The sequence below is a fragment of the Amycolatopsis sp. H20-H5 genome (assembly GCF_035828755.1).
In the GTDB taxonomy this organism is placed as follows: Bacteria; Actinomycetota; Actinomycetes; order Mycobacteriales; family Pseudonocardiaceae; genus Amycolatopsis.
On sequence record NZ_JAYMZS010000063.1, the window covers coordinates 39,337 to 50,072 of the forward strand.

General features: G+C 68.6%; 9 protein-coding genes. 5 read left to right on the forward strand and 4 right to left on the reverse strand.

All coding sequences use genetic code 11. The features are described from left to right. Positions 1–437 precede the first annotated feature (437 nt). Complete coding sequence (locus QMK34_RS29095; protein ID WP_326417697.1) at positions 438–1,994, reverse strand: alpha/beta hydrolase; 1,557 nt, start codon at positions 1,992–1,994, stop codon at positions 438–440. An 89-nt stretch (positions 1,995–2,083) separates the two neighbouring features. On the opposite strand from QMK34_RS29095, the gene QMK34_RS29100 reads away from it, so the two are divergent. The 3 genes from QMK34_RS29100 (at position 2,084) to QMK34_RS29110 (ending at position 4,274) form a co-directional block, all read left to right on the forward strand. Beyond that, positions 2,084–3,232 carry a pyridoxal phosphate-dependent aminotransferase gene (locus tag QMK34_RS29100; RefSeq protein ID WP_326417698.1) on the forward strand — a complete coding sequence of 383 codons (1,149 nt, stop codon included), beginning with the start codon at positions 2,084–2,086 and terminating at the stop codon, positions 3,230–3,232. 43 nt (positions 3,233–3,275) lie between these two features. Next, the gene (locus QMK34_RS29105) at positions 3,276–3,803 is read left to right on the forward strand and encodes a hypothetical protein (protein ID WP_326417699.1); all 528 of its coding nucleotides are present in this window, start codon (positions 3,276–3,278) and stop codon (positions 3,801–3,803) included. Positions 3,804–3,974: 171 nt separating this feature from the next. Next, positions 3,975–4,274, forward strand: coding sequence for a YciI family protein (locus QMK34_RS29110; protein ID WP_326417700.1), 300 nt, complete (start codon positions 3,975–3,977; stop codon positions 4,272–4,274). Positions 4,275–4,409: 135 nt separating this feature from the next. Here QMK34_RS29110 and QMK34_RS29115 read toward each other — a convergent pair whose 3' ends face one another. Continuing rightward, on the reverse strand, positions 4,410–5,387 hold the full coding sequence (locus QMK34_RS29115) for a cation diffusion facilitator family transporter (protein WP_326417701.1): 978 nt from the start codon (positions 5,385–5,387) through the stop codon (positions 4,410–4,412). Between the two features lie 113 nt (positions 5,388–5,500). Between QMK34_RS29115 and QMK34_RS29120 the strand changes: the two genes are divergently transcribed. Continuing rightward, positions 5,501–5,872, forward strand: coding sequence for a DoxX family protein (locus tag QMK34_RS29120; protein WP_326417702.1), 372 nt, complete (start codon positions 5,501–5,503; stop codon positions 5,870–5,872). A gap of 66 nt (positions 5,873–5,938) precedes the next feature. Then, on the forward strand, positions 5,939–6,652 hold the full coding sequence (locus QMK34_RS29125) for a MerR family transcriptional regulator (RefSeq protein WP_326417703.1): 714 nt from the start codon (positions 5,939–5,941) through the stop codon (positions 6,650–6,652). 95 nt (positions 6,653–6,747) lie between these two features. Here the strand turns inward: QMK34_RS29125 and QMK34_RS29130 are convergent, their stop codons facing one another. Next, positions 6,748–8,136 (reverse strand): sugar porter family MFS transporter, encoded by a 1,389-nt coding sequence (locus QMK34_RS29130; RefSeq protein ID WP_326417704.1) that lies wholly within the window; start codon positions 8,134–8,136, stop codon positions 6,748–6,750. A 190-nt stretch (positions 8,137–8,326) separates the two neighbouring features. Beyond that, complete coding sequence (locus tag QMK34_RS29135; RefSeq protein ID WP_326417705.1) at positions 8,327–10,699, reverse strand: polysaccharide lyase 8 family protein; 2,373 nt, start codon at positions 10,697–10,699, stop codon at positions 8,327–8,329. Positions 10,700–10,736: the final 37 nt, after the last annotated feature.

Below are 10,736 nucleotides of genomic sequence, written 5' to 3' on the forward strand. Positions count from 1 at the left end.
GGGCCGCGTCCCTTCAGTCCGCTACCCCAGGCTTGCCGTGTGCCCTGATGGGAGCCTTCACGGCGTTTAACGCTGTCATGGTGGCCTTCAGGGGCACGCATGAAACGGTCGTGGCGGTATAAAACGGGCGAATGGGCCGACTTTCCGTCCTTTGTGGAGGGTAAGCGACTTCGAAGGACAGGCGCCCGAGGCTTCGAGCGGCGGCTGCTGCGACGGTAGTGGTCACTTCGGAAGTTCTTCGGGGGTGTTGGTGGAGCGTGGTCTGTTTCGCTCGAGTGTGGGACTCGGCTCCCTGGGTGTGGGACTCGCGGAGGAGCTGCGCGCCGTGCGGCGAGTCCCACACTCAGGCGTGCGAGTTCCACGTTCACGGGGGCGAGTCCCACGCTCGGACACACGAAAATCGCCAAGACCCCCGAAGAACCTCCGAAACCAACCACTTAGGGCGCCGTGAAAGCAGGTGAGGCGGGCCAGGTCTGCCGCTGGGCCGGGCCGGTGGTCCGCGGTGCGTTCTTCTGGGCAGACGCCGGGCCGGGCTCGACGGCGGCACAGTGGGTGCCGCGGCGTGGGGTCTTGCCGGTGATCAGGTAGTCGTCCGTCGCCTGGATGACGCAGTCGCTGTTCTTGAAGTACGCGCCGTGTCCCCAGCCGTCGTAGGACAGCAGGACGGCGCCGCTCTGCCTGGACGCCGTCCGCGCCCATTCGTACGGTGTCGCCGGGTCGTACCGGCTGTTCAGCATCAGGACGGGCGGCGCACCGTGGACGGACAGCGGGTGCGGCGGGTTGCGGACTTGGCCGGGCCAGCCGATGCAGCCGGTGGTGGCCGTCCAGCCGAGCGGGGAGCGCTTCATGTCGGGCGCCACGGTGCGCTCGATCGCCTTCCGGTAGACGTCGAGCTCGGCGAAGCTGCGCACCGGCAGGCTCCAGTCCTGGCAGAACACCGCCTGGAACGGCGAGGGCACCGAGATCGCGGACGGCTCGGCGGCACCGAACGACTCGGGATTCGGCTTGCCGTCCCGCAGCGAGGCCAGGTAGCTCGCCAGCTGGCCCCACGACGGACCGTAGAACGCGCCACCCATGGTGCCCAGCAGGACGGACGGCTCGATCGGCTCGCCACTACCCGGGGCCTTCAGCTCGCCCCGTTCCGACTTGCCGTAGAGATCCGCGAACACCGCGCCGACGTCCTGCCCGTGCAGCGCGCACGACGCCGTGCGGTCACACCAGGCCGCGAACTGCTCGAAGAGCCCCTGCGCCGACTTGCTTTCCGAGCGCAGGAACTGCCAGGCCGTGGTCTGGCTGTGGTCCATGTTGCTGTCGAGCACCAGCGCCCGGATGTTCTCCGGGAACAACTCCGCGTACTGCTGGCCCATCAGCGTTCCGTACGACTCGCCGTAGTAGGTGAGCTTCCGCTCGCCCAGCCCGGCGCGGATGACGTCCATGTCCCGCGCCACGCTCTCGGTGTCGACGAAGTCGAACAGCGGCCCGGTGAGCTTGCGGCAGCTCTCCCCCAGCGCCTTGTTGTGCGCGGCCAGCCCGCGGAACTCGGCCTCATTGGCCGGGACCTGCGCGTAGGGCGCGCTCATCTTGTCGTAGTCGCAGAGCACGGGATGGCTGGCGCCGACCCCGCGCGGGTCGAAGCCGACCGTGTCGAACCGGCGGGTGATCTCCGGCGACAGGCTCCAGCCCGCCTTGACCTCGTCCACGCCGGAGCCACCGGGGCCGCCGGGGTCCATCAGGATCGAGCCGATGCGCGCGCCGGGGTCGGTGGCCTTCTTCCGTGCCAGCGCGATCTCGATCGTCGCGCCGTGCGGCTTCGACCAATCGATCGGCACGGTCACCGTGCCACAGTCGAGACCGGGCGCGTCCGCACACGGCTTCCAGCCGACGGTCGACGCCGGTGCGGCCGCCTCAGCCGCCAGAGCCGGTGCGCTGAACCCGGACAACAGCATCAGCACACCCGCGGCGGCCGCGCCGAACACGGTGCTTCGTCCCGCCATGGTGAATTCTCCACTCAGCTTCACAAGACTCGGTAGGTAAGCCCCATACTGTCGAAAACCGGCTGGCCTGTCATTTCAGGAGGAGCGCCATGACCGTGTCCAGGCTGCGCGACATCCCGGGAATCGGGGTGGACGTCATCGGCGACGCGGCGGACGCCGCCGCCGATCCGGACTTCCTGCGCCTCGAGAACCTCGACACCGACCTGCGTCCCCCGGCGGTGGCACTGGCGGCGACCCTGGCCGCGATCGACGACGACGCGGCCAACAGTTACCTGCCGTTCCACGGACATCGCTCGCTCCGCGAGGCCGCGGCCGCACACGTCGGACGGCTCGCCGGGCGTTCCTACGATCCGCGCACCGAGTGCGTGAGCGTCGCCGGTGGCCTGAACGGCGTCCTCAACACGCTGCTCGCCACCGTCGAACCGGGTCAGGAGGTCGTGCTGTGCGATCCCCTCTACGCCGGACTGGTGAACCGGGTGCGACTGGCGGGCGGGGTCCCGCGCTTCGTGACGGGCGAGGCCACCGCGCGGGGCTGGACAGTCGACCCCGGCAGGCTCGCCGAGGCCGTCGGACCGGACACCGCCGCGGTGCTGATGATGGGCCCGGCCATGCCGACCGGGCTGGTGCTCGACGACTCGCACTGGTCCGCGCTGGCCGCCGCCTGCGAACGGCACGACGCCTGGCTGATCTACGACGCGGCGATGGAACGCATCCGCTTCGACGGGCTGCCGCCCAGCCATCCGGCCGCCTGCGCCGGGCTGGCCGAGCGGACCATCACGGTCGGGTCGGCCGCCAAGGAGCTGCGCATGATCGGCTGGGTCGCCGGCCCGGCGCCGATCCTCGCCGACATCAAGCTGGTCGGGCTGACGAACGTCGTCTGCCAGGTCGGGCTGGGCCAGGCCGCCGTCGCCGCCGCGCTGGACGCGCCCGACGCGGAAGCCGACGTGGCCGCGGCGACTGCCGAATGGCAACGCCGCTGCGAAACCGTGCTCGACCAGCTCGCCGCATACCCGGTCATCCGGCCACACGGCGGCTGGTCCCTGCTGATCGACAGCGAACCGCTCGGCCTGACGCCCGCCGCGTTGTCCCGGCTCCTGTTCGACCGGGCGAAGGTGGCGACCACCCCGATGGACGGCTGGGGACCGAGCGGCGCACGCTACCTGCGGATCGTGTTCGCCAACGAACCGGCGGGCAGGCTCGCGGAGCTCCGCGACCGGTTCCGGCTCGCCGTCGGCTGAAATACCGCCCCGGGCCCACCGTCTGCGGATCTACCGTGGTCACATGGCCGAAAGCACCACGGCGAAGGTCATCGGCTGGACGCTGGTGACGGCGGTCGGGATCTGGGCCGCCTTCGCGCTGGCGCACGGGGACGACAGCCCGCCGCTGCCCAGCAGGGCGGAGGCCGAGTCCACCATCGTGGCGAAGGTCGGCGAAGAGACGCTCACCGGCGTCGTCGCGAACTGCGCGGAACCCGATGACCAGGGCTACGACTGTTTGCTGCGTGATCAGAAAGGCCGTCACGGCTATTCAGGAACCTTCTTCATGAAACAGAACAAGGATGACGAAGGTGGCTATCGCCGATTTCTGGCGACCACGAGATGGGACTTTCCCCTCGACTCGGACGGGATCCTCGCACAGCGGGCGCTCACTCATGACCGCACCGGCACCGTCGCCACCTGCCCGGAACCGGCGCCCGGCCAGACCGTCACCTGTGCGGTGACCGGGCTGCTGCGGACCGCTACGGTGAACCGGATCGACGCCCTCCGGTACCGGCTGGTCCTGACGTTCACCGTGCCGCCGCCGAAGTGAATCGTTCACCATATCGGGTGATTTTCTCAGGTTTTACCACCTTTTCGACAAGTAAGGAAAAGGGCGGTAAAGAGAACCGGGAAGAGCTTGGCAAATTCTTTGCACGAGGCGTGTTCAGCGCCACTCTACAAGCCGATGCGGAAAGCTCTGCGACGGGCCTAACATCGAACTATGTTTATCGCACTGATCACCTACACAGCACCCGAGATAGAAGTCGACTACGCGCTGGCGGAGCACACCGCCTGGTTGCGAAAACAGTTCGATCGAGGACTGTTCCTCGCCGCCGGTAAATGCGCGGGCAAGGCGGACAGGGTGATCCTCACCCGGCCGCTCCTGCGGGGGAAACTCGACGCGATACTGGCGACCGACCCGTTCGTCTGGCAGCACCTCGCCCGGTACGAGGTCATCGAGTTCTCCCCCACCCGCACCGCCCACGAATTCCTTCCACTCAACGAGGCACTGGCCTCCTGAACCAGGTGCGGGGAACAGGTGGCCCGGCAATGATGCCCGCCACCTGCGCGCACTGCTCGCAGTACTCCCGGTGGATCGAACTCGCCCGGCTCCGGCCACGGCTGAGGACTCCCCGGACTTCGCCAGTGTCCAGTCTCAGCGGACCACCGCGCGATGGACGACACCGTGCGACCCCACGCAGTGAGCGTCCACATCGGACGGATCGGGCTGGTGGTCGACCTGCAGCGTGGTGTGCTCCAGGTGGTGCTCCTCGCGCAGCAAGGTCTCGATGTCACCGCGGATCCGGTGGCAGTCCGCGCCGGGCTCGACGAGCACGTGTGCCGAAAGCGCGTTCTGCCCGGAGGTGATCTGCCAGAGATGCAGATCGTGCACCTCGGCGACGGCGGGCACCGCGGCCAGCTGGGCGCCGATGGCCTCGGGGTCCATCCCGACGGGGGCCGCTTCGAGGAAGATCCGGCCCGATTCGCGGACCAGGCCCCAGCCCGCCTTCGCCATCAGCGCCGCGACCACCAGCGCGGCGATCGCGTCGGCCTGGCTGAACCCGGTCAGCCAGACGACGGCGCCTGCCACCGTCGTGGCGATGAAGGCATAGAGGTCATTGAGGACGTGCTGGAAGGCGCCCTCGACGTTGAGACTGGACCGGTTGGCCCGGCTCAGACACCAGGCGGCGGCGATGTTGACCGCGATGCCCAGCAACGCGGTCAGCAGCACCGGCAGGCCCTTGACCTCGGGCGGGTCGATGAGCCGGTTGATGCCCTCGTAGGTGAACCACACGGTCAGCAGGAGCAGCGTGAGCCCGTTGGCCTGCGCGGAAAGGATCTCCGTGCGCTTGAGGCCGTAGGTGTAGCCGCCCCGCGCCGGGCGTGCCGAAAGCCGCATGGCCACCAGCGCCAGCACGATCGCGACGGCGTCGGTCAGCATGTGCCCCGCGTCGGAGATCAGCGCGAGCGAACCGGCCAGCAGCCCGACGACGACCTCGCCCGCCATATAGGTGACGATCAGCGCGAGTGCGGCGGCCAGCCACTGGCGGTCCGCACCGGCCGTGACGCCGTGCCCGTGTCCATGACCCGCGTCCTGAGACTTCACACCCGCTTCTTCGTCGCTCGTGTTCACCCCTGGACAATACATGCATACATGCGCATGTGGCAATTGGTTGCCTCCGCAATGAGTGAAGGTCAGCTCTCACTTGTGCTACCTTCTCGCCAGGTGAAGTCAGGAGGCCCCCGGTGAACGTCGTGTTATGGATCGTCCAAGGCGCGCTCGCGCTGCTGTTCCTAATGGCTGGCGTGACCAAGGTCAGCAAGCCGAAGGAGAAGCTGGCAGGCCAGATGAAGTGGGTGGTGGACTCGTCCCCCGGCTTCGTCAAGTTCGTCGGCGCGGTCGAGGTGCTGGGCGCGCTGGGCCTGGTCCTGCCCGCGCTCACCAAGATCGCGACCGTGCTCACCCCGCTCGCGGCCGTCGGGCTCGCCATCGTGTCGATCGGCGCCGTGGTGATCCACGTCCGGGCGAAGGAACCGCGCGAAACCGGCTTCACCGTCGTCCTGACCCTGCTCGCCGTTTTCGTGGCCTGGGGCCGTTTCGGACCCTACGCCTTCTGAAACCCCGGCGAGAGTCGAGCCAGCGGGCTTGACCTTCGAGCCGGGTCGAAGGTCTACCGTCATCCGGTGGGCACCTACCGCATTTCCCAGGTCACCGACCGGACCGGCGTTCCGGCCACCACGCTGCGGTTCTACGAGCAGGCCGGGTTGCTGCCCGCCGGGCGCAGCGCGGCGGGCTACCGGCTCTACGACGACGCGTCGCTGGACAGGCTGGCGTTCATCGCGTCGGCCAAGGGACTCGGGCTGCAGCTGGAGGACATCGCCGAGCTGCTGAGCGTCCGGCAGGACGGCGCGTGTGTGGACTTGCGCGACAAGTTGCGTCCCCTGGTTTCCGCGCGACTCACGCTGGCACAAAACCGTGTCGACGAGTTGACGACGTTGAGCGACCAGCTCACCGACACGCTCGCGCGGCTGGAAGTGCTGCCCGCCAGCGAAAGTCCCTGTACCGACGACTGCGGTTTCCCCCACCCCGCCAAGGAAGTGCCGATCGCCTGCTCGCTCGCCGCCGCCGGGCAGGACACGCGGGCCCAGCGGTGGCGGGAGCTGCTCGGGACCGCGCCCCGGGAGCGGATCACCGGCGGAATCCGCGTCGAACTACCCGCCGCGCTCGCGTCGGCGGTCGCGGAACTGGTGGTCGCCGAGCAGCAGTGCTGCCCGTTCTTCGCCTTCCGGCTCCGGTTCGCCGCGGACGTCGTCCAGCTGCTGGTCCAAGCCCCGGAGCAGGCCGCGAGCCTGCTCGACGAGCTGTTCGGACCGGTCGTTCAGGCCCGCCAGCCGTAAACCAGCAGGAAGAAATCGGCCTCCCGCGCGACCAACAGGCTTCGGGCCCGTCACCGAAGCGGTGACGGGCCCGAAGGAACTACAGCCGGCGAAGATCAAGCCTTCGCGCGCACCTGGGTGCGCGCACGCAGGTCCAGTTCGATCTGTTCCAGGCTGCGGCCCTTGGTTTCCGGTACGAGCCACTTGGTCAGCCCGAACAGCACCACGTTGATCCCGGCGAAGAGGAACATCGAGCCACCGATGCCCAGCGACTTCGGGTCCGAGATGATCGGGAACACGGCGCTGACGAGGCCGGTCGCCGCCCACAGCACGACACTGGCCACGCCCATGCCCGACGCCCGCGCCTTGAGCGGGAACACCTCGGCCATCATCACCCAGACGACCGCGCCCCAGCCGAGCTCGTAGCCCACCAGGTACAGGATCATCATGACGAGCATGAGGATGCCGCGGGTGCCGACATCGTGCACGTTCAGCACGACAAGCCCGGCGGCCACCAGCGTGACGACCATGATGACGTTGCCGATGAGCAGCAGCGGTTTACGGCCCCACCGGTCGACCACGAACACCACCCAAGCGGTGAACAGGAACTTGGTCAGCCCGAGCAGCACCCCCGAGAGCAGCGCGGCCTGGGTGGCGAAACCGAGGCCGATCAGCATGGTCGGGAAGTAGGCGTTGATCGCGTTGACCCCGCTGAACTGCTGCCCGACGGCCAGCAGGAGCGCGACCACCAGCATCGGCCGCACCCACGGCGCCCACAGGTCGCGGATGCGCCCCTTCTGGCCGCTGTCGAGCCGCAGGACCTCGCGGATCGACTCGATCTCCTCGTCGAGGTTCGCCTTGCCGCCGTGCGCGCTGATGAGGACCGAACGCGCTTCGTCCTCGCGGCCGTTCTTCAGCAGCCAGCGCGGGGTTTCCGGCAGGATGATCAGGCCGAGCAGCAGGACGACCGCCGGGACGATCGCGCCGGCGAACATCAGCCGCCAGTTGCCAGAGGTGCCGAGCCCGTAGCTGACCAGGAACGCGATCAGGATGCCCAGCACGATGAAGATCTGGTTCAGCGCGCCCATCGCGCCGCGCAGCTTGGCCGGGGCCAGCTCCGAAAGGTACGTCGGCACCGTGGACGAGGAGAGTCCGATCCCGAGCCCGATGACCAGCCGGGAAACAACCAGCAGGGTGAAGGTCGGCGAGAAGGTCGCCGCGAGCGTGCCGACGATGACGATCACCGCGGCCACCATGATGGTGCGCCGCCTGCCGATCTTCTCGTTCGTCCTCGGCGAGCACAGGGCGCCGATGATGGCGCCGACCGACAGGCTGGCCGTGATGACGCCCTTGTCCCAGCTGGTCAGCCCGAACAGTTTGGTGATGAAGGGCAGGGCGCCGGAAATGACACCAAGGTCGTAGCCGAACAGGATGCCGCCGAGCGCACCGAAGAAGTACAACGTGGTTCTGCTGATCTGCCGCCGCGCAGGCTCTGTCTGCGTCATTGCCGTGTCGCCTCTTTCTCTGGTCTAGGCCACGAGGGCCCTCACACTCACACGCTGCAAACGGACGTACAAGACAGGCGTTGATAACGATTCAGAAACCTGATCGTCATTCACATACGTGAAACCACTCGGAACGGTCTGCCGTGAACTGTCCTCATAGGACGATTTCGGGCCTAGTTTTCCTTGTTGATCACCGAGGAAGACTCACCGTCAGGGTCGCGCCGAAGCTGTCCCGCACCGGGACCTCGACGCTCTTGCGGCGCACGGTGACCCGGATGCTGGCCTGCTGCTGGGTCGGATCGGACACGGCGACCTGCCAGCCGTCGCGCGTGCGGCCCAGCGCGACGGACGCGGGACCGGAGACAGTGAGCTCGTCGACCGAGCCCGCGGCGAAGAAGTTGGCGAGCAAAGTGCTGTCCCACAAGCGAACCGCCTGCGCCACCGGGGTGTTGGACCGGACGCGCCACGACCACGCGGACGCGGCCGTCTGGAGCACCGACGCCGTCGGCAGCACCGCGTAGGCGTAGGTCGCGCCCGAGGGCCTGACCCCGTGTTCGATCACCAGCTTCTGGTAACGCCGGGTGCAGGGAACCGTGGTGCCCTTGGTGTTCGCGCCGGTGTCGACGTCGCGCCAGGCACCGATGCGGTCCTCGCGCAGCGCCGTCACCTCGGCGTCGCCGAGCAGTACGTACCCGCCGACGTCCGCCAGGTGCAGCCAGCGCGCCCGGCGGAGGCTGCCCACCTTTCCTGGATCGACCGCGACCCGGCGCCCGTCCGCGAGCAACGCGCCCTTGCCGCCCTCCCCGAGGTTGCGGTTCTCGATCGTAGTCCGGATCCGCTCGCCCGAGGCGTCGGTGATCCCCGCACCGAGGCAGACGATGCCCGAGGGCGTGAAAAACCACGACTTCTTCGCCGTCAGCGTGCCGTCGGCCGATACGAAGTCCATCGCGTACGCCCCGTGCCGGGCGTCCCAGCGAGCGCCGCCGGTATGCGCTTTCGTGGTCAGCGGCACCTGCCCGAGCGCGCCGGTCGGACCCGTCTTCGTCGTGGTTCCCGGCAGCAGCAGCGGATCGACCGTCGGCCAATAGGCGTCGGTGTAGTGCCCCAGCGCGTTCGGCAGGAACGTGTAGAGCACCCCGTCGCCGGTGTACCAGCCGTGCAGATTCATCGAGTTGACCGACTCGTACCGCGAGATCCGTGTCGAGCTGACCCCCAGCGAGCTCGACCAGTCCTCGGTGATGTGCACCATCCGGTCCTGCTGGCCGAAAACGCGGTGCGCGGCGACGACCGGGGTGCGCCGGACCTTCGTGGCGAGCAGCTCCTGCGCGAACTCGACCCCGGGAATGGCCACCAGGTCCGGGCCGGGCGCGAACCGCTCGGGGTCCGGGATCTTGAACAACGGCGCGAACTTGCCCTCGCCGATCCATTTGGCGACGAGCCCGCCGAGGTCCGCCTTGGTCTGTCCCGAAGCCGACCGGGCGAGCACCGCCGTGGCGACGGTCAGCTGGTGCCCGATGTCGTGCGCGGTCTCGCCTTGGCGCGAGAGCATCCGCCCGCGGACCGGCTCCATCAGCGCGCCACCGAAGACGAACGGCGCGAACGTGTCCGCCACCAGCGCGTAGACCTTGTCCTTGAGCTCGGCCGGGAGCGCGTACGGGGTGCCCGCGGTGACGTGGATGGTCCCGGCCAGCGCGGTGAGCAGCACGATGCCGTAGTGCCCGGAGTACGGGATCGAGTCGTGCTGCAGGAAAGAGCCGTCGGTGTGGAAGCCGTCGCTGGCGGACTTGTTCAGCTTCGCGACGACACTGGCCGCTCCCCCGCCCGCGACGTCGGTGATCGCGTCGATGCCGGTCGCGATGTACGCGGTGTCGCCGATCAGCGCGCCCGCCACGATCGAGATCAGCGCCTTGTCCGCACGGTTGGCCCCGGTCTCGACCAGCGCCTTGTTGTTGGCGCGGCGGTTAGGGTCGCCGACGAACCGCTGGATCGGCTTGACGTACCGCGCCAGATCGGCGGCGTCGAGCTCCTCGGCGACGGTGACGAGGGTGTGCAGCAGGTAGTACGGGATGCCGATCTCGTAGGTGTACCAGTTGCCGATTTCGGCGACGTTCTCGTTGTACTGGTTGGTGTACAACAGGTTCAGTGCCGCTCTGAGCCGGTCGAGGACGGCCGGGTCACCCGCGAGCGCGCTGCCCGGCGTGCCCCAGCAAACCGCGATGGCCCGCAGCCGGGCGTACATCGACGTCGTGTAGTCGCTGCCCGGCCCGAACGGCAGGTCCGCCCAGAGCGGGCCGCCGGTCACCGTCATGCTCGCGTTGTACGACTTCGCGACCCGGTCGAGGTTCGCCAGTGCCTCGGTCCGCTCGGCCGACGGCCGGTTGATCCCGGTCTGCAGCTGCCGGTAGCCGGTGACGATCGCCGAGGTGGCGGCCGGTAGGGCGTCGGCAGTTTCGGCGGTGAGGACCTTCGAGGCGAACGCCGGTCGTGACGCCACGGCCGTCAGAGCGGCCGCGGCGGCCGCGACAGCGCCTCCGCGCAGTGCGGTTCTCCGGTTTACGGGCATGACAAGGCTCCCTGGGTCAAGACGGCGTCGGCTTGCG